The sequence below is a fragment of the Anabaenopsis arnoldii genome, from assembly GCF_028331025.1.
Taxonomy (GTDB): domain Bacteria; phylum Cyanobacteriota; class Cyanobacteriia; order Cyanobacteriales; family Nostocaceae; genus Anabaenopsis; species Anabaenopsis arnoldii.
Genome location: NZ_JAQMUH010000014.1, coordinates 1 through 20,900, shown reverse-complemented (window position 1 = coordinate 20,900; position 20,900 = coordinate 1). Strand labels below are relative to the sequence as shown.

The window sequence follows — 20,900 nt, the reverse complement described above, 5'->3', positions numbered from 1 at the left end:
GTTAGATTTAGGTTTAGTGATTCGCAGTAAAGAGGGTGGGTTAAAGGTAGCTAACCCCATTTATCAAGAGGTAATCCCCAAGGTGTTATCCCAGGGAACTCAAGATAGTTTACCGATGATTCAACCCAGTTGGTTAACACCCACAGGGGAATTAAACCCGCAAATATTGTTAGAAACCTTTTTAGACTTTTGGCGACAACATGGGGAGCCATTATTTAAAAGTACCCCTTACCCAGAAATTGCGCCCCACTTAGTATTAATGGCATTTTTACACCGTGTAGTTAATGGTGGTGGTAGCTTAGAACGGGAATACGCCATAGGCTCCGGGAGGATGGATATATGTCTGCGTTATGGGGATGTAGTGTTAGGGATGGAATTAAAGGTATGGAAACAGGGTAAAGCCGACCCCTTACCCCAAGGATTGATACAGCTAGATAAGTATTTATCAGGACTCAATCTAGATACAGGATGGTTAGTAATATTTGACCTTCGCCCCGACTTACCCCCCATCAGTGACCGAACCACCACCGAAATAACCCTAAGTCCCCAAGGCAGAAATATTACAGTAATTCGGGGGTAGGTTTGGATTTGTTGACTGTCAACTTACCTGGGTATGCTTGATTTGAGGAGGCGATGTGATGTTGGAGTATGATTATTTTCTTTGAGATTGGCTACAATTTCCACCGAGGCTATTTGTTGCTGTAGCCAATTGCTAAAAAACTCTCCCATAATTTGCAACCGCAAGTTATCATCTAACTCTGGTTTAATTATTTCTTCAACTGAGATTATATGTACTCCTTTGGGTGTAATAATGGGCTTAAGAATCTGGGGGGGAGTGGCGGCAAAAACTGCGGCTGCAATCTCGGCTCTGAAGTCAATACGGCGGCGGATTCCCTGATAACCACCAGTGCGACGGGTTTCGGGATTTTGGATATATTGACGAGCAATTTCTTGGAAACTAATTTCGCCTTCTTTGAGTGCATAAAATAGTTCTAAGGCTAAATCTTCATCATCTAATACCACTTCATAAGTTACTGCGCCAAAATATTTAGATTGGTGTGCATAAAAAAATGGTTCTATTTGCTCTGCAAATAAATGATTGGCTAATTTAGAGGATGTGAGGTTGATTTTCGCTATTTCTTCCAAGTCATCTAGGGAAATATAATGTTTTTTTAACCAAGCCCAAGTGTCTTCTGCTTTCAGTAGTCGGTGAGCTAGGCGAAGATCGTCTGCTGCTGTTTGCAGTTCTTCTATAGAAATTTCAATTCCTGCTTTATCGGCGGCTTCAGCAATGATTTTTTGGGTAGCGATCGCTTCTAAAATTCCGGGGATTTGGCAAGCCATTTTTATATAGTAAATAATGTCTTCAGCAGAAAATTCTAAAATATTTGACATGGCTAAATTCCTCCAACTAATAACTAATTTTCCCTGAGTATTTTGACTTTTTTAGTCAGTAACTTATTCATCATATTTGCTTAATATATTGTTTATTGTCTCTATCTGATGGTAGTTTTAATATTTTAATTATTCACCATTGTTTATCATCTTTATTCAAATTAAATAATACAGATATAAGCCCTATTTTTCTAGGTTTTAGACTAGACAAATAGGGGTAATATTCCATGGTAAAAATGGTGAATCTAGTCCCCTTCCCTTAATAATGGGAGAGTTAGTGTGGGGTAAACCCTTTTGGTTTTCGCCGTACACAGTGGCGGGTAGAATGCACACCCCACAAGAGTTTTAGCACCAATATTTGTACCCCATTTACCTGTAAACTGCTGTAACTAAAGTTCTAGTCCCCCCTGTTGCAATTTTTTAAACGGATCTAAAATGAAATCAATAACTCGACGCTGACGGATAACTACCTCTGCGGTGGCGGTCTGACCAGGGGTTAAATTAACGCGCTGGTTAGCAGCTTGCACATAAAGTTGATCTAGGGTGATATCTAAATCATAAGTGTCTATATTGCCTTGATTGTGAGACTGAACTCTGGAGTTAGGTGCAATCCAACTCACACGCCCTGCGGACACGCCATAATCTTGGTAGGGATAAGCATCAAACTTGATTTTCACTGGCATTCCCTCCTCTAAGAAACCACTGTGTTGGCTGGGTATCTGGGCTTTGAGAATCAATTTACTATCTTGAGGCGCAATATGGGCAATGATTTGTCCTGGTTCTACCACAGGGCCTGGTTTAGTCACAGGTAACTGAAAAACTATACCATCAATGGGCGATCGCACTACTCGTTGTTGCAGTTGAATCTGTAAGGACTGAATTTGGCTCTTGGTTTGAGCTATTTCTGTTTCCAGGGTACTAATTTGGCCGTCCATATCCTTAAGTTGTTCCTGGCTTCTGAGTAGTGCTAATTTACCGGCTTGAACGACACCTTGATAACTACCTTGCTGTTCTTGTAGGCGTAGTTTTGCTTGCTGAATATCAGCTACAGCTTGATTCATAGTCGCCTGATAGCGGCTGGTTTCCTCTTTTAAACGCAGTTGAGCTAAAGTAACATCAGATTGTGCTTGTAAGTGCAAGCGTTGGCTTTCTTCTGCTGTCTTTTGTAGTTGCACAAGTTGGATTTGGGGAATTGCACCCTGGTCAAACAATTGACGATAGCGTGCAACTTCTGTCAAATCTGTGTCAAAACGATTCTTAACTAACTTTTCAGTTGTTTGGGTAGAATTAATGTTTTGGCGAGCCTGCTCAACTAAAGCCTGTCTTTCTAACTTCTGTAAGTTATACACACTCCGCCGCGCATCCAGATTTTGCTGCGCCTGACGGACTTGAGACATTTTTTCTAATTCTTGAGCTTGATTTTGTTGCTCTTGAATATTAATAGCTAACATCAATTGGTTTTGCAGCAGCTTTAATTGGGCTTGGCGATCGCGCAGTCCTTGTAACTGTGTCTGTCTTTGCTGCAATTCTGTTTCTAACACCTCAGAATCCAACTCTAGCAAAACCTGACCAGCTTTGACTATAGCGCCTTCGTGAACATTGACAGCCTTCACGGTTCCCGGAACTGCAATTCCTAACTGATAGGTCGCTCCTTGGGGTTCCAAACGCCCTCTAGCGCTGCCTGTCTCATCAATTTTCGTGAGCATCGACCAAGGTAAAATAATAGTGGTAAATCCCACCAGAAAGTACAGTAGGGAACGTGTCCAGAGTTTTGGCAAAGCATCCAGCAGTTCTTCTGTACCGTAAAACCAATCATTGGCTTGGGTTTGTACCTGTGTCTGATCATCAACAACAGCACTAGAATTTTCAACCTGGTGATTCACCCCACCCAAGCTAGAGCTCAGGGCTGAGTCTTGCTGTGATTTTGCAAGTATAGATGATAAATGTTGAGATGGGTTTGGCATAAGTAATTCAACCGTTTACTGTCCAGGAGAATTTTTCGTGGACAAATTCTCCTGTTAAATTGGCAGTTTCCCAGGTTTTTAAGCTGTTGGCGCTGTTGCTCCCAGTTGTTGCTCGTTGAGATAAAAGTAATGACCTCTTCTAGCGATTAATTCATCGTGAGTCCCGCTTTCCACGAGTAAGCCACGATCTAAAACCAGGATGAGGTCAGCATGACGCACCGTGGACAGGCGATGGGCAATAATTAGACTTGTGCGCCCTTTGAGGATGGTTTTCAGGTTATTTTGGATAATTCGCTCAGATTCCGCATCAAGGTGGCTTGTGGCTTCATCTAAGAGTAATAAGCGGGGATTTCCCAGTAAAGCCCGGGCGATCGCCAGGCGTTGGCGTTGTCCACCAGATAACATTCCCCCACCTTCACCAATTTGGGTTTCGTAACCAGTGGGTAGCAGTTTGATAAATTCATCCGCTCCGGCTAAACTTGCGGCTGTAATAATTTCCTCTAGGGTGGCTTCTGGGTGAGCAATACTGATGTTTTCCCGGATTGTACCGCCAAATAAGAAAGTATCTTGATCAACAACACCAATTTGCGATCGCAGCGATCGTAAAGAAATACTAGTCACATCTTGGGCATCAATTAATACTTTGCCATCTGTCGGCAGGTATAGCCCTAATATCATCTTCGTGAGGGTTGTTTTTCCTGAACCACTACGCCCAACTACCGCTACAGTTTGCTCAGGTAAGATTTCAAAGCTGAGATTTTCCAGGACATTAATATCACTTTCTGGGTGATAACGGAAAGTGACATTTTCAAACTTAATATGACCTTGTAACCTCGGTAAAAATTGGCGGGGTTGATGCTGTAAATCCTCTTCCGGTGCAGCCTCCAAAACATCATTAATGCGTTCGCTAGAAATAACAACTTCCTGGAACTGATTCCACAAAACAACTAACCTTTGAAATGGGCGAATGATGTTACCCAATAACATATTAAAAGCCACTAACTGCCCAATTGTCAAGTCATTTTGAATAACTAACCATGCCCCAAACCACAGCAAACCAGTAGTTACTAGAGTTTCAATCCCAGAGCTAAAAAGCTGCATTTTGTTGCTAATTATCTGCCCGGCAAAGGTCTTTTTAATCACATTATTTAATAGCTCTTCCCAATGCCAGCGTACTGTTTGTTCAATAGCCATTGAGCGAATGGAGCTAATACCAGTAAGAGATTGAATCAGATAACTATTTTCGTTGGCTGTAGCATTAAAAGCCTCCCGATTAATGCGGCGAAAGAAAGGTGTAGCCACCAGTGCCAAAATAAAGAATGGTGGAATGATGGTTAAACTCAATAATGCCATGGGTGCACTATACCAAAACATCAACCCCACGTAGATAAACACTGTCAGCAAATCCAAGGTAATAGACAGAGCCTCTCCGGTGAGGAAGCGCTGAATTTTATAGTTTTCTTGAACCCGGGAAATAATATCACCAACATAGCGCGACTCAAAAAAGGCTAAAGGTAAGCGGAAGGTGTGTTTAATAAAACCCACCAGTAAAGCCACGCTGATGCGGTTAGCTGTGTGATCTAGGAGATATTGCCGCAGTCCATTGATCATCACACTGAATAAGCCAAAAATCAGCAACCCAAACCCCACTGCGTTTAATGTCAGAGTGCTACGCTGCACCAGTACTCGGTCCAATAACAACTGAGTTAATAACGGTGTCACCAGTCCAAATACCTGAATGAATACCGAAGCTACAAAGACTTCTAGCAGCACTTTAGAATGGGGTTTGACTAATTCAAACAACTGCCAGAATTGTGTACTGTCTTCCTCAGTTTCTTTCAGCTGCGCTGTAGGTTGTAATAACAATGCGTAACCAGTCCAACCAGCCTTAAATTCGTCATGGGTGAGGGTGCGTTGACTAAAGGCGGGGTCACCAACAATCACGTGTTTTTTGCTGATTTCATAGACAACAATATAGTGTTTGCCTTCCCAATGGGCGATGGCGGGTAAGGTTTGTTGTGCTAATTTATCCAAGCTGGCTTTGACGGGACGGGTAGTAAAACCTATACTTTCCGCCGCAGTTGTTAAACCCCGAAGTGTAGCACCGGTACGATTGATGTTAGCTAAATCCCGCAGTCGATTCACACTCAAGCGCTTACCCCAATAGCGGCTAATCATCACTAAGCAAGCAGCCCCACAGTCAGCAGCGCTTTGCTGTTCAAAGAATGGATACCGCTTACTTAAACGTCCCCACCAATGCCCAACTTGAACCCTGGGACTGGGAAAATAAGCTCGTTTTTGCTTTTTTTTCGGTGTGGGATCTGCTGGTGGTAATTGTGGGGTTCTCTTGGGGGTAGTTGCTTCTAAAAGAACCTCTTGGCGCTGTTGCGATAACTCAGCCAATTGCGGCCAAAATTCTAATGCTAGTTGCCAACTCGCATTTTTTAGAGTGTAAATTGTGATGGGTGGAGTCCCGCGCCAATTTTCCTGCTGGGGATGTATATAAATATTTCCCGGTGTTAATCTGCGTCCATCACTATGCTCTAGTTCTCCGTGATGTAATAGCCAAAGTTTGGTATCTTGGAAGAGTTTAACAGGGAGTGAGTCCCCTTCTACAGTGTGAGGCTCAAATAAAGCTAGGGCTTTGAGTATATCTTCTACAGATCCGTTGTGAGGAACTAGGGCGCTTTGGCAACATAACAACAGCAAATCCCACAGTTGGGCACGTTGTCTGAGGCGATCGCCAATGCTCGGATGTTTGCGAATCGCCTCTTGTAATGAGGCTTGGGGAAAATAAGCCAGTTTTAAATTCACAGAAGCTCTAGCCACATAAGGACTAAATTCTTCTTCTGTAAATAAGGTCAGTTCGCCAAATGATGCTCCAGTTGTCAGGGTAGTAATTAAGTTATTCGAGGTATCTAAAAGTCTGACCTTACCCCCAAGAACGATATATATGCCATTCGGCGCGGTTGTTGATTGCCAAAATTGCTTGGCTACTGCTGGTTGGACAATTTCTACGCCAATTAAGCATCTTTCAATTTCTGGTTCTGACAGCGACTCACCTAAGCTTTGGATAAGTTGTTGCGCTAAGTATTCTGGGGAAAACGCTGATGTCATTTCCTGACCTCCAAGACAGAATTATTTATTGGTCTGAATCAGATTTAATGACCAATGGAAATTAGTTTCACCAGTGACATTGCAAGTCGCAAATCTTAATCCCAGCATCCTTGGGTTGCTCAGTTTCCAGTGGGTGGGAAGTTTTACGTTTCGTTGATAGTCCCATTTGTTTGAGCAAGCGATTAATGTGGCGATCGCTAATTTGAATGTTAAATTCGTTAGCTAAATGTTTGCTTAACCATTGGGCTGTCCAATAGGTAAATGCATAGCCATAATCACGAGGGCTATGGATGACCAATTCTTTCAAGCGCTCCAAATACTGAGCATTGACAATTTTAGGTCTACCGATGGGTCGCTCATTCCATTTGTGTGCTAAACCTGCTTCTGCTAAACCAATCCAGTAGCGCGCCATTTCCTGAGAACAACCTATGATTTCACAGATTTGGCTTTGAGATTTACCAACATCTGCTAACAACATAATTTCAATGCGCCGCCGATATTCTGGCTGTAAATCACTTTGTAGGCTTTTGAGCAAAGCCTTTCTTTGAAAATGAGTTAAAAATTTACCTTCTTGGATGTTTTGCAGGTTATAGTTTTCCCAAGTTTCGCTTTGACTAACAGAGTGTGACATATCTATTACCAGTCATCATTTATTGAAAAGTTGGGCATTTTAATCACTTGCAGCTATACTCAAACCTCTATAAATCAGGCTTGATAACTGCAATATTAATTAGCAATTACTAGCTAATTAACTATTTCATTGATGTATAATGCTTGGTTTTTTACTATGCTATGGTGACCAATTGTGGGTTCTAAAAATAGTTAAAACCCACAAATTTTGACTATGGTCATCGACTCGCCATCAGAGTACTAATCAAAAATCTACCGATAAATCACGGAATTTTTCTATTTTTCCCAGTCAACACATTCTTAGTTAAAAGCTGCGCTCTTGTGGTGTGAGCCACAGCTTGTGTCGCGTAACCATAGATAGTTAGTAAGTAGTAGTAAGCAAACCTGACAAAATATGAAGCAAGCATAGCTGTTGTCTCATCTCATAAACAACAATTTCTGGTAAGATAGCTCAAACCAGTAAACTACTCACTGGCTAACCCTGATAACTTGGTGTGATATTGGTAGTGACTTCAACCAGTTATCTTGGTTGATGCTCGTCGGTAAGTAATTTGGAGTTTTTCTATAACTCCTATTTTGAGGATGTTACTGTTAGCTTTTATGCTAGCCATACAGGTTGATATATCAACCTCAAGACATTTCAACTGGTTTTTTTTCCATTACCAAAAATGTGGTGTAAACTTGTCCCATAAAAAAATGGAACCTAGAAGCAGCTAAGGTCAGGTTGTGAATACAAATCTACTTCCCAGACTAGCCTAATATTAGCTAATATCTCATCAGCAGATTTCGATTAATCTGAAAAATAAGTCCAATAAAAAAAAGTGACAGTTATTCAATCTCTTGTCTTAACCTACTGTTATCCTTTTAGAAATTTTCTTAAATACAGTCAAGGGTTTTGAGAAAAAAAGTTAAATCTTTACTCAATATCGATTATATCTTTAAGTGAAATTAATAATTAATTTTGTCTGGAATAAATTTACAGATTTATTCAATTGCGGACATAAAATATGACTTTTCAATCTATAGTCTATACTTCTAGATTCAAATGTGTGTCAAGTAAATTTGACTCAAGAACGGATTATAAAAATTAAATTATATCTGTGCATCTATCTTCGGCAAGATAAAGATATATCTATCAGTATCTATTTTTTCTATAGTCATCCTATTTGACTTGAAAAATTATGAGTGAGGAAAGGGAACACACCGAACAGGGAACAGGGAACAGAAATTGTTCATGAATCATTTAGGATTGCTATATTTCAAGTATCCATCCCTAGGATGAAACTTGTAGTGGTGAGTATTTACCCAAACCACTACCATGAATTTCGCTTGTTTGCTTTTGCAGCACCTCAAGTTAAGCAATGTCTTTCATTTTACTTAAACATCTAGATGAAGGATTAATATTGGAACTTTCATTTTTTATATTTTGATTACGGGTATTTTCCTTGAGTAATCGATTGTAGGTTCGATAGGGAATGTAATGTAAAGGATTGTAACCAACTATACGTAGCATTAAAACACAAGCCCAGGAATACTTACCAGCAATAATCGCTTCTACTATTTGATCAAATTGTTGAGGATTCATTGGTTTACTGAAGTTCTTACTAATTCCAGAAATATCTTGATTCATGCTTTTACTCCACTCTCATGAAACTAGTCTAAATTAATTGTTTTTTGTTTGATTTCAAATTTTAATTTAATTTACTTCAGGGAAGAAAGTTATGTTAACAGGTAACTGTAATGCAATTGATAATAGTTTTAGTTTTTACACTTCCAGTGAACATAAACAAGATAAAAAGTTGCTGTAAGTAAATTACTTATTCTAGAAGTTGACATTTTATAAAAAGCTAAATAGTAGTTTAAAAAAACATCTACCGATTCCATCTGTAAACTTCTTCCTTAACTTGAGATTTCCACTACATTTGACATGATGTTGCTTTTGATAAACTGACATTAAGCTAAAAGTCTGTTCATCGCTGAATACGGATATTACTAGATACAGGTTTCAAGTTTTTTGTATAGCAATCCTAAATGATTCATGAACAATTTCTGTTCCCTGTTCCCTGTTCGGTGTGTTCCCTTTCCTCACTCATAATTTCTCAAGTCAAATAGGATGACTATATCTTATAACTGTTAATTTAAATAGCTTTCCCTGGTCAGTTAATTATGTATTTTTTAGCTCTAGTTTTCAGAGCATTGTCGTTAAGTAAATTTGATTTCCTGGTATTTTTTTGACATAGGTATTTGATAAACAGATATGGATTCAGCACTAAGATCAAGATCGAAGATAAACAGTTGGTCATAGGGAATTTATTCCCATGTGTCAAATGGTTGAATTAAAAATTGATTAATTCTTGATATTTTGGTAGATAACAGTTGCTATCCCTAAGTATGGGAAATCTTTTTTAACCCTAGTTATATGTTCTTTTGGTTCATGGAATACCCGGAAAATAAAATCAAAAATTCCAGATAGTGAGTTATTAAGCTGGAGACAGAATAGCATCCAACCCATGATGGTAAAACATCTGTATGTTTTTTTATGTATTTTTCGTTACCGATTAAGTAAAGCTGGGAAAAGACAACTTGAGGCTGTGGGGTGATTCAGACTATCTTCGGTTAATCACATTGAATAACAAATCTTTACTCATGGGAGTAAAATTGTTGGGCTGATATGATATACTATCAATACTGGGGGTGTCTTAATTAAGATATTAAGAAATAAGTATTATTTATAATTGTGTTCTTTGGCAGTAATAACTAGGTAAATTGCCCAAATAGCCATAGCCCGCAGATAAGTACTAGCCCGGAAGGTACCAGATGCGGTGATAGCTTCAGGGGTGCGGAACTGTAAGCCATTCTGGTAAATTTGCTGTACCACAGCACCTGTTAACTTCAAACCTTCATCCTGCATCCCCATTTGGACGAGAAAAGCCGCCAGACCAAAGTTAATTCCTGTCCAAACTTCCAGGGGATGGGTAGCATTGGGGTTTTCTGGTGAACCGTCAGGAAGAACACCATTAGCAGCACCAAATTCACCATGACCGAATTTCAGGAAGCAAGCCTCATAAACAGTTTGTAAGGCAGATAAAGCGCGATCGCATGGTACAATGTCCGGCAATCCCAATAAACGGGCATAAAACTGTCCACACAACTGGTCAGCCATCACCACATCCGAACCGCTCCGACTATCTAACCTAAAATACTTACCATTCCAAAGTTTTTCTTGATACACAGGCATAGACTGGGTTAACCAAAGCTGATACCTAGCTCTTAACTCCTCTGTTTTCTCTGTACCTCTGTGGTTGTTTAACAAAATATCACAAATAGCGATCGCCGCCTCCAAAGCCGCCAACCACAGACCCCCACAATAAGCACTCACACCTTGTAAACGCCAATCATCAAAAGTTTGGTCAGGTGCGCCAGAATTTTCCGGAATCCCATCACCATCCAAATCAAAAGCCTTGAGATAGTCGAGGGTCTGCACAATTCCCTCCCAACAATCTACTAAAAACTGCACATCCTCAGCACCTGTGAGCAAAAAATCCCGGTATACTTGTAAGACAAAATCACTACCCAAATCCTTCCACAGATTACAGTCTTGATAACAGGTATAATTAGTTTTCTCCCACACGTGTTCATTAGGTGCGCCCAAATCATGGGGTGTTGCCCCGGACACTTTGCGAGATGCGGTTGTTTCCTCTGCTCCAATGGTATAATAATAGCCAATCACCCGCTGATGAGTATCACTCTGGGGAATTGCTCTAGCAAATGCTCGCATCACTGATTTTTCTAGTTCAGGAAACAGGACTAATAGCCCAAAGGAGCCATACAAGCGCACATCTAGACTTTCATACCAGCGATAGTCTAAGCACTCCAGCACCGCAAACTGACCCATGGGGTCAAGTTCTGAAGCTGCACTCCACAGAGTTCCGCCGCTGGTTAGGTCATATAGCTCATTAAATAGAGCCATTTTCAACCAGTCTGGTAGGTCTTGGCGGTCAATAATTGGCTGTTGCCAGGCTTGAATTTTTTTATACCAGGTTTGATATTCTGTCAGGGCTGTAGAGGCGATCGCCCCAGCATGATTACCACTCCGACCAAAAAAATCTGTATATCTGCGGTAATAGTTAATCCCCGCTGCAAATTCTGTTACCGGAAAGTCCCAAGACACAACAAAGGGAATTGCTAAACTTTCTCCTGGTTGCAGAGTAAACCGGACTGCGATCGCTACCCCTATTTGTGTATTTTCTAATGCAGGAGTTGTATCTTGATAATTAGGCAAAGAACCATCTACAGTAAAGCTTTGCCATACATCTTCCCCCGTCCCCGCCGGTTCCCAGCGAGTATGGTAAAATACTTCTACCATGGGATGTTTAATGGTCGCAATACACCAACTCCCATCACCTTCTCCTACTGAATCATCACCAGTTACTTGGCTACAAATACAACTGAAATATTCTGTGTTTTCTGCTATAAAATTGTAATTACCTTGACTCTTACCTAAAAGTGGCTGATATGCATAAACCGGACTACCATCATCCCGTATTCTCACTTCTGGAGACTTCAGCGCATTAGTAAACCAGCCCACCATATTTTCCCACGTGAGCATAATACTTAAAGTTATAGGTGCATTTGTGGGATTATGAGCATTCCAATGAAAAATTGCTACAGGGTAGCTAGTTTCTTGATAATTCTCTGCCCAAATTGGGGAAAACTGCTCACAGGTTAACTCGGCTTGAAATACATTTTCGTAGACAAACCAACTCCGGGGATATAGGGCGTGATAAGTTCCTGTTTCCTGTGTCTGTGTGGATGCTGGATACCATTTCCACTCTGGGAGACTAGAATTTTCTGGTGCTTCTGTAGCCAAAGCGTAAGCTTGAGAAAATTTACCATCGGACTCAAACACACTAAATTGACAACCGGGGATATTTTGAAACGTATGTTCACCGCCGTCAATATGCCACAGATTAAACTCTCCTCGTGAAGATCGTCCGATACAACCCGCACCAAAGCCACCCAAAGGCATACCGTGCCATGGTCCATCATCAATATTACTAGCATAACGGACGGTATAGGGCTTCTCCCAACCCAAACCGATGGGACGACTCCAAGTGCAAGGAGGAATTACCGAGGATATCAGTTTTGTCATTACCTGATTTTACCAGGTTGCTTTATGCTCAGGAAGCGTAAGTAAATGTGTAATTTATATTAAGTAATTAACCCGGAGGACATGGGGAAGAGGTAATTATCTCCCCGACTCCCCATGTTAGCCTTAAAGTTGTCGTACTAAAGGCTGACCGTCTTTAACTTCGCCCACTAAAACTACATCTGCACAGTTGACAAAGATCCCATTTTCCAAGACACCAGGAATATTATTCAGTGTTTTTTCTAAGGCAACAGGGTCATCAATAGAATCAAACCTGACATCTAATACCATATTACCTTGGTCTGTAATGACCGGTCCTGCCTTTTTTACACCCATGCGGAGTTCAGGTTTACCACCGAGTTTTTTAATGGCGTTGGTAACAGGGGTAATAGCCATCGGTATAACTTCTACCGGTACGGCGAAAGAAGAACCCAAGCGGGTTACTAATTTACCAGCATCTACTACAACGATAAATTGATTTGCCAGGTAGTCCACTACCTTCTCGCGGGTATGGGCTGCACCACCGCCTTTAATTAAATTTTTGTTGGGGTCTACTTCATCAGCCCCATCAATGGCAATATCAATATGGTCAACAGCATCTAAGGTGGTCAGAGGTACGCCGTATTCTTTGGCTAGGACTTCTGATTGAAAAGAGGTAGGAATACCCACAATATCTTTAAGTTCACCAGATTTGAGGCGATCGCCTAAAAACTGAATTGTATAAGCTGTGGTTGACCCTGTACCCAAACCGACAATCGAGCCTGATTTTACCAGGGCGGCGGCCGCCTTGCCAACTTCTTGCTTCATCAACTTCACGGGGTCTGCTGTTGCACTCATCCCAAAACTCCTGAAATATTGACTAAATGGTCTATCACGGCCGACTATACTACATCCTAGTCAATTCCCAATTCACTCAGGCAAAATTCCCCATCATTTCCGCAAGCCACATGATTTATAGACCACAGGTTATAATATTTATTTGGTTTGGGTCTCACAGTTAATTCACAGTACAATTACTTGGTGATTTGTTGCAATGGTTACTTACTTATCCTTTCGGAAATTCAGGGTTAAATTCTCAGTATCCACTGCTAGCGTAGGCACCCTCAAGCAGTAATGACTAGTGACTAAATTAATCAAAACCAGGTCAACTTTGATGAAATTATAATTAGCAAAATCGTACATATACCTTAGTACAAAATGATTGATTGACTAAAACCACCCGACTAGTTATTGACTGAAAATCATGGCAACTTAATCAATTAAAAATGCGTCAACCAACCGCAGAGAACATTTTGAGACTCACCCAACCAGGTGATGCTCTCAGCTATTTATAGATGCAGAATAGCCCAATTAACATCATGAGAAATCAGCGAAACTTGCTAGCTACTCTTTCCTTAGTATTACTACTACACAACTTAACATTAAGCGTAGCCAGAGCAGTAGAACCTAGTGATAACTTGCCATCCCCAGCAATTCAACAAGTGATTGCAGCTAAGTTAATGGCCAATTCACCAGATGGCAAATTTTATCCAGAAAGGATGATAAGTAGGGCGGAATTGGCGGCAATTTTAGTGAAAGTATTTAACCTAGCTCAAAGGGAACCCGTTAAAATACAAGAGTCTCAAAATGTCCCAGATGTTCCTCCTTCCCATTGGGCATTTAAGGACATTCAGACAGTGCTTAAAACCGATATTATGAAAGGATATCGGGGGAATTTATTTTTCCCTAATCAAAGGGTGACCAGGGCAGAGGCCTTAGCGATTTTTGCCCAAGCTTATGGTGTATTTCAGTTTGGTGACGACATCGTAAATGAAATACTTGATCAGCATCCAGATGCAGAATCAATTCCAGTATGGGCTAGGAAAGCGATCGCCACAGTAGTTACCGAAGGATTGATCAACACAGACGACCAAAATAACATCTTACCATTACGGCCTATGACCCGTGGAGATATGGCGTATGTATTGAGTCAATATTTACAAAGACAGCAACCACAACTAGAAATGTCACTCACACCCGACGTGATCCCACCTGCAGAAAAATGACGATGGGGAATAATTGTGACTAAATCATTCCAGAGACATCCCCACCGTGGGAAAATTAAAAAATGATAGAAGTAGAGTTTAGAGAGGAACACCCCATAATATGCATCTGAGTGAAATCACCCATCCTAACCAGTTGCATGGTTTGTCAATCCGGCAATTGCAACAAATCGCCCGCCAGATCCGAGACAAGCACCTACAAACCGTAGCAACAAGTGGGGGACATCTAGGGCCTGGTTTAGGAGTTGTAGAGTTAACACTAGGACTTTACCAGACACTGGACTTGGATCGGGATAAAGTCATTTGGGATGTAGGACATCAAGCTTATCCCCATAAACTAATTACCGGAAGATACAACAACTTTCATACCCTCAGACAGAAAGATGGCATTGCAGGCTATCTCAAGCGGTGTGAGAGCAAATTTGATCACTTTGGTGCTGGACACGCTTCTACCAGTATTTCCGCCGCACTGGGTATGGCTTTAGCGGCAGAATTGAAAGGAGAAAAATTTAAATCAGTAGCCGTAATTGGTGATGGTGCTTTAACTGGAGGAATGGCTTTAGAAGCCATCAACCATGCAGGACACCTACCTAAAACTAAACTGCTAGTTGTTCTCAACGACAATGAGATGTCCATCTCTCCCAACGTCGGAGCAATTCCCCGTTACCTGAATAAAATGCGCCTCAGTCCACCGGTGCAGTTTATCACAGATAATTTTGAGGAACAGTTTAAACAGATTCCCTTTGTTGGTGAATCTTTATCTCCCGAACTCGGACGCATCAAAGAAGGAATGAAGCGTTTAGCAGTTCCCAAGGTAGGCGCAGTCTTTGAAGAACTAGGTTTTACTTATATTGGACCAGTGGATGGCCACAACCTAGAGGAACTAATTGCTACCTTCCACCAAGCCCATGAAATGACAGGGCCGGTTTTGGTGCATGTGATTACCGTTAAAGGCAAAGGCTATGAAATCGCCGAAAAAGACCAAGTAGGCTACCATGCCCAAAGTCCATTTAACCTGACCACAGGGAAAGCTATTCCCTCTACCAAGCCCAAACCTCCCTCCTATGCCAAAGTCTTTTCCCACACATTAGTTAAACTCGCGGAACAAAACCCCAAAGTTATTGGGGTTACAGCTGCAATGGCTACGGGAACGGGTTTAGATAAACTCCAGGCTAAACTACCCAATCAATATATCGATGTGGGTATCGCTGAACAACACGCCGTTACCCTATGTGCCGGTTTAGCCAGTGAAGGAATGCGCCCTGTGGCAGCCATTTACTCAACTTTCCTCCAGCGGGCTTACGACCAGATCATTCATGATGTTTGTATTCAAAACTTGCCTGTGTTCTTCTGTTTAGACAGGGCGGGAATTGTCGGTGCCGATGGACCTACCCACCAAGGTATGTATGATATTGCCTATCTGCGCTGTATTCCTAATATGGTGATGATGGCACCTAAGGACGAAGCGGAACTACAACGCATGATGGTAACTGGTATTAACTACACCAGTGGACCAATTGCCATGCGCTATCCCCGTGGTAACGGCTACGGTGTTCCCCTCATGGAAGAAGGCTGGGAACCTTTAGATATCGGTAAAGGGGAAATCCTTCGTCACGGCGATGATGTTTTAATTATCGGCTACGGCACCATGGTACATCCTAGTATGCAAGTAGCACAAATGCTCAGTGAACATGGCATCGAGGCAACTGTAATCAATGCCCGTTTTGTCAAGCCCTTGGATACAGAATTAATTGTACCCCTGGCCAAGCAAATCGGCCGCGTTGTTACGTTGGAGGAAGGCTGTGTTATGGGTGGTTTTGGTTCTGCTGTGGCCGAAGCACTACTAGATTCCGATGTTGTGGTTCCTGTCAAGCGTATTGGTGTACCCGATATTTTAGTAGACCATGCCACACCGGAAGAATCTAAGGCCGAATTAGGTTTAACTAGTCGTCAAATAACTGAAAGAGTTATGGCTGCTTTCTTTCAAAAGCAAGCATCTAATGTTATCTAGGGCGATAGGGACTGATATCATCTCCGGTTAATCAACATGACATGATCAAAACTAACTGCATTGATTAATTAATCAGGTGAGGATAACTCACCTTTTTTTCGCATCTTGATTCTGTATTGGGACTGACATCAATCAGATAGTAGCTACTCACCTTCTAAAATAGAACTTACGCAAAACTCACCGAAGAATAAACCACCACAAGCACAGAAGAAACGGAGAAATGAGAGTTTGACGGGTATTTTGCGTAAGTGATGTAAAATCCAGATGCGATCTGCTTGCAGCAGCGATCGCGCTATCGCAACCCTAGGGCAGGATATGAATAATTTATTAATGACTACCCTGATCTCAACACCCATCAAAGACCCAGTACCGGTATTTCTGATGATTTTGGGGATTATGCTCATCGCTCCCCTGTTATTTGAGAAAATTCGACTACCTGGCATTGTGGGGTTAATTTTGGCTGGGGTTGTAGTCGGTCCCAATGGCCTGGGATTGTTGGCACGAGATAACACAATTATACTACTGGGTACAGTAGGTTTATTATTTCTCATGTTCATGGCAGGTCTGGAAACTAGCCTGGATGACATGAAATACAACGCTGATAAGGCGGTTATCTTTGGATTAGCTACCTTTCTAGTACCTATGATTTTAGGTGCTGCTGCCATGATGTCCATCGGCTACGATTTATTGCCAAGTATTCTTGTGGCATCATGTTTCGCTTCTCATACTCTTCTAGCATTACCTATCGCAAGCAAACTGGGTATTATGCGATCGCAGGTAATGACTACCACTCTGGGGGGGACTTTAATCACCAATATTCTGGCACTTTTAGTATTGGCGGTGGTGGTGAGGGCACATGAAGGTAATTTAACCCTGGGTTTCTGGCTATTCCTAATTCCCTCACTGATTACCTACACTTTTCTCACACTTTGGGGACTTCCCCGTGTGGGACGCTGGTTTTTTCAGCGCTTTGGACACGACGAAGGAGCAGAGTTTACCTTTGTTTTAGCTACTTTGTTTGTGGTTTCCTACGGAGCACAATTAGTCCAAATTGAGCCAATTATTGGGGCTTTTTTAGCAGGGGTTGCTATTACTCAACTAATACCTCACCTCAGCCCCCTAATGAATCGGATTCAATTTATCGGTAATACCCTGTTTGTGCCATTTTTCCTGATTTCTGTGGGGATGTTGGTAAATCCCCGGATTCTGATTCAAGAGCCGCGATCGCTACTAGTATCAGCTGTCATGGTGACTGTGGCCATTATTGTCAAGTTCATTCCGGCTTGGGGTGCTGGTAAGTTATTTGGAATGAATTTTGACAATATTATGGTAATGTTTGGGCTGTCTGTGGCTCAAGCTGCTTCCACTCTCGCGGCTATTACCGTTGCTTATAAAATCGATTTGGTTGACCAGTTAACCGTGAATGGCACCATCGCCATGATTTTAGTTACCTGTGTTGCTTCTCCTTGGATTACAGCACAGTGGGGACAAAAACTTCACCAGGGAGAACTCACTAGTCAAAAAGCCAACAACCTCAACATAGGCGATCGCGTTTTAGTCCCAGTTGCTAACCCCAGCACTGAGGATAATTTGCTCCAGTTGGCAATTATTCTCGCAAAATCTGCAAAAGGGACTTTGTTACCCCTACATATTTTACTAGAGAAAAATTCCATCATTTCCCCAGAGGATAAGACTAGACAAAATCAATTATTATCCACTGCCGAAATGATTGCCCATGCTGCTGTTACCAAGGTTACCACCATTGGTCGCATTGATGAATCAATTGATAAAGGTATTGCTCGTGTCGCAGAAGAACAACAAGCTAGTGTGATTATTTGCGGTTGGAAGGGTTACTCAACTTATCAAGAAAATTTATTTGGCGGTGTCATTGACAAGATTGTTAATCGCAGTTCAGTACCAGTTCTAGTAACTCGGTTTCCATTACCAATTGAGCATACAAGGCGAGTATTTTTAGCCTTCACCACCCAACAAACTTACGCGACTTCTTTTGGGGCAAATATCCAATTAGCCAAAGCCCTAGCCACGGAACTCAAAGCATCGCTACAACTATTACAAGTGGAATCAGTACGAGAAACCACTGTACAACCTCCAGATATTCCAGCACCTCCAGACACACCAATTCAAAAGGTGCGTGGTAATTTTGTGCGTCAAGTCTCTCGATTACTCAAAACTAACGACCTATTGGTGTTAAATGGGACTGTTGAGCAAAAAAGTCAACTATTTTCACTTCTGGGTTATGCACCAGAAGTCATCGCTCGTAATCAACCCCAAGTAGCCATGATTATCGCTTATTTTCCCCAATAGGCACCAGGCTTATACATCCCCACCATCTTCTTAATTTTCTCCCATGCTTTACCCCGTTATTTGGCAGAATAATTCCGTTTCCCTCATTGACCAAACTCGCCTCCCTAATGAGTATACTGTCGTCCAAATTCACCGCAGTGAAGACATGGCGCAGGCGATTAAAACTATGATTGTTCGCGGTGCGCCAGCTATTGGTGTCGCGGCCGCCTATGGGATGTATCTTGGTGCAAGAGAAATTGAGAACCAAAATCACCACGAGTTTTTAGAACGCTTAGAAAAGGTCGCCGATTTGTTGCGTTCTACACGCCCCACAGCAGTTAATTTATTTTGGGCTATTAGCCGCATGATGAAAACTGCTTATGAAACTCTGGGAACTGTCACAGAAATTACACAAAAGCTCTGGGAAACAGCCCAAGCTATTCATGCTGAAGATTTACAAACCTGTCACGCTATTGGTGACCATGGTTTGGCCGCATTACCCCCAACCCCACAAAAGCTGACAATTCTCACTCACTGTAATGCGGGGGCGTTAGCTACTGCTGGCTATGGTACAGCATTGGGTGTTGTGCGTTCTGCTTGGAAGTCGGGACGATTAGAACGTGTCTTTGCTGACGAAACTCGCCCCCGTCTCCAAGGGGCAAAACTTACGGCTTGGGAATGTGTTCAAGAAGGTATTCCAGTTACGGTAATTACTGATAGTATGGCTGCCCATTGTATGCAACGGGGTTTAATTCATGCTGTGGTGGTGGGTGCAGACCGCATTGCTGCTAATGGTGATACTGCTAATAAAATTGGTACTTATAGTGTGGCGATCGCTGCTAAGGCTCATCATATACCTTTCTTTGTTGCGGCTCCCTTGTCTACTGTGGATTTTAGTTTACCCGATGGTAGTAAAATTCCCATCGAGGAACGTCACCCAGGGGAAATATACCAAGTTGGCGATACTATATTGACACCAGGGGCTGTTGATTTCTACAATCCGGCTTTTGATGTTACCCCAGCTGAATTAATTACAGCCATCATTACTGAAAATGGCGCATTTCCTCCTGATAAATTGGCAAGTTTCAAATATTAATTAGAGGATCTTTGTCAAGTCATGATTAGTGTATCAACTATTGTTTGAGCCCTCCCTAACCCTCCCCTTGTAAGGGGAGGGGACTGGATTTTATTGTTTCGGTTCCCCATTCCCCATTCCCCATTCCCTGTTCGGTGTGTTCCCTGTTCCCTAAAATAAAAATTACCTGTTGAAAACTTATCAAACATCCTCTGAGTACCAACTTTTGATTATGCCGGGGCGAATATTAAATCGAATATAGTCATCCTATTTGACTTGAGAAATTATGAGTGAGGAAAGGGAACAGGGAACAGGGAACAGGGAACAGAAATTGTTCATAAATCATTTAGGATTGCTATATTAGAATATTAAATTATATAGCTTTTAACTCTTCAGATTCAGATAGTGTTTCTTCAAACTGTATTCTTCTATTAAAACTTGAATTCAAAGTATCATGAATAAGTTAATTGCTACCCTGGTAATAATTGTTTCATCAATTTTGATTAATAGTTGTACCAATTCCCCAAGTAATACTGGCAATAACAATACAAATACTACAAACAATAGGGGAGAAATAACGGAAAATCAAACGATAACAGCGGATACATCATCTACGGGGGGAGATAATACAAGCACAGACAATAGTAATAAAGCTTCCAGCAATAATCAGCCAACAATCGCTACAGTCAAGGAATTAGTCACCGGCGATATTATCTGCTACGCCACCATAGTAGATGATCAGGGAAAAGAACATAATGTCGGAGCATCCTTTGAGATTTGCGACCAAGCAGACAAATATTTAAATCAGAAAGTACGCGCATCTTATGAAATCGCATCATTAAATGATTGTGAAAGTGCTGAACCCTGCGGTAAAACTCGTCAAGAATCAATAATTTCCCAAATGGAAATTTTGCAGGAAACATCAACAGGTGAACCCCAATCCAGTGAATTAGAAACCTTCACTAATGGTAAATGGACAATCACTATTGGTGGTCGCAACTCTTGGTCAGGTGTAAATAATACAGGCAATCTCTCCTATCAAGGATGTGATGACCAAGGTAATTGTATCAAATTCAGGACTTACGCAACTGGCACAAATAGGGAGCGGAGGGAGCCGCGCCACGGGACAATTTCAATTAAACCAAGCACATAGGAATACTTGGGCGTTTGAGTTGCTGTATTAAATAATTAGACAGCAAATTATGCTTGATTT

10 protein-coding genes and 3 pseudogenes are annotated in these 20,900 nt (G+C 41.6%); 6 read left to right on the top strand and 7 right to left on the bottom strand.

Translation table 11 applies throughout. The features are described from left to right. Positions 1-580 (top strand): annotated as a pseudogene (locus tag PN457_RS01430) (ATP-binding protein); the annotation flags it as partial. A 23-nt stretch (positions 581-603) separates the two neighbouring features. Here the strand turns inward: PN457_RS01430 and PN457_RS01425 are convergent. From PN457_RS01425 to rpiA, 7 genes and pseudogenes are all read right to left on the bottom strand, one after another. Then, complete coding sequence (locus tag PN457_RS01425; RefSeq protein WP_271730831.1) at positions 604-1,395, bottom strand: peptidylprolyl isomerase; 792 nt, start codon at positions 1,393-1,395, stop codon at positions 604-606. Positions 1,396-1,784: 389 nt separating this feature from the next. Continuing rightward, positions 1,785-3,359 carry a putative HlyD family type I secretion protein gene (locus PN457_RS01420; RefSeq protein ID WP_271730829.1) on the bottom strand — a complete coding sequence of 525 codons (1,575 nt, stop codon included), beginning with the start codon at positions 3,357-3,359 and terminating at the stop codon, positions 1,785-1,787. 78 nt (positions 3,360-3,437) lie between these two features. After that, positions 3,438-6,476: a peptidase domain-containing ABC transporter gene (locus tag PN457_RS01415; RefSeq protein WP_271730828.1), complete on the bottom strand. Its 3,039-nt coding sequence runs from the start codon at positions 6,474-6,476 to the stop codon at positions 3,438-3,440. Positions 6,477-6,497: 21 nt separating this feature from the next. Next, a pseudogene (locus tag PN457_RS01410) lies at positions 6,498-7,107 on the bottom strand (helix-turn-helix domain-containing protein). A 1,281-nt stretch (positions 7,108-8,388) separates the two neighbouring features. After that, positions 8,389-8,736, bottom strand: a pseudogene (locus tag PN457_RS01405) (HetP family heterocyst commitment protein); the annotation flags it as partial. A gap of 1,095 nt (positions 8,737-9,831) precedes the next feature. Beyond that, the gene (locus PN457_RS01400; protein WP_271730827.1) at positions 9,832-12,258 is read right to left on the bottom strand and encodes a GH116 family glycosyl hydrolase; all 2,427 of its coding nucleotides are present in this window, start codon (positions 12,256-12,258) and stop codon (positions 9,832-9,834) included. Between the two features lie 123 nt (positions 12,259-12,381). Then, a complete protein-coding gene (gene rpiA / locus PN457_RS01395; RefSeq protein WP_271730825.1) occupies positions 12,382-13,092 on the bottom strand; it encodes a ribose-5-phosphate isomerase RpiA in 711 nt (236 codons plus the stop codon). 497 nt (positions 13,093-13,589) lie between these two features. Between rpiA and PN457_RS01390 the strand changes: the two genes are divergently transcribed. From PN457_RS01390 to PN457_RS01370, 5 genes are all read left to right on the top strand, one after another. Further along, positions 13,590-14,300, top strand: a complete 711-nt coding sequence (locus PN457_RS01390) for an S-layer homology domain-containing protein (protein WP_271730824.1) — start codon at positions 13,590-13,592, stop codon at positions 14,298-14,300. Between the two features lie 100 nt (positions 14,301-14,400). Continuing rightward, positions 14,401-16,308, top strand: a complete 1,908-nt coding sequence (gene dxs / locus PN457_RS01385; RefSeq protein WP_271730823.1) for a 1-deoxy-D-xylulose-5-phosphate synthase — start codon at positions 14,401-14,403, stop codon at positions 16,306-16,308. A gap of 315 nt (positions 16,309-16,623) precedes the next feature. After that, positions 16,624-18,633, top strand: coding sequence for a cation:proton antiporter domain-containing protein (locus PN457_RS01380; protein WP_271730833.1), 2,010 nt, complete (start codon positions 16,624-16,626; stop codon positions 18,631-18,633). 43 nt (positions 18,634-18,676) lie between these two features. After that, positions 18,677-19,708, top strand: a complete 1,032-nt coding sequence (mtnA, locus tag PN457_RS01375) for an S-methyl-5-thioribose-1-phosphate isomerase (protein WP_271730822.1) — start codon at positions 18,677-18,679, stop codon at positions 19,706-19,708. Between the two features lie 433 nt (positions 19,709-20,141). Then, the gene (locus PN457_RS01370; RefSeq protein ID WP_271730821.1) at positions 20,142-20,840 is read left to right on the top strand and encodes a hypothetical protein; all 699 of its coding nucleotides are present in this window, start codon (positions 20,142-20,144) and stop codon (positions 20,838-20,840) included. Positions 20,841-20,900: the final 60 nt, after the last annotated feature.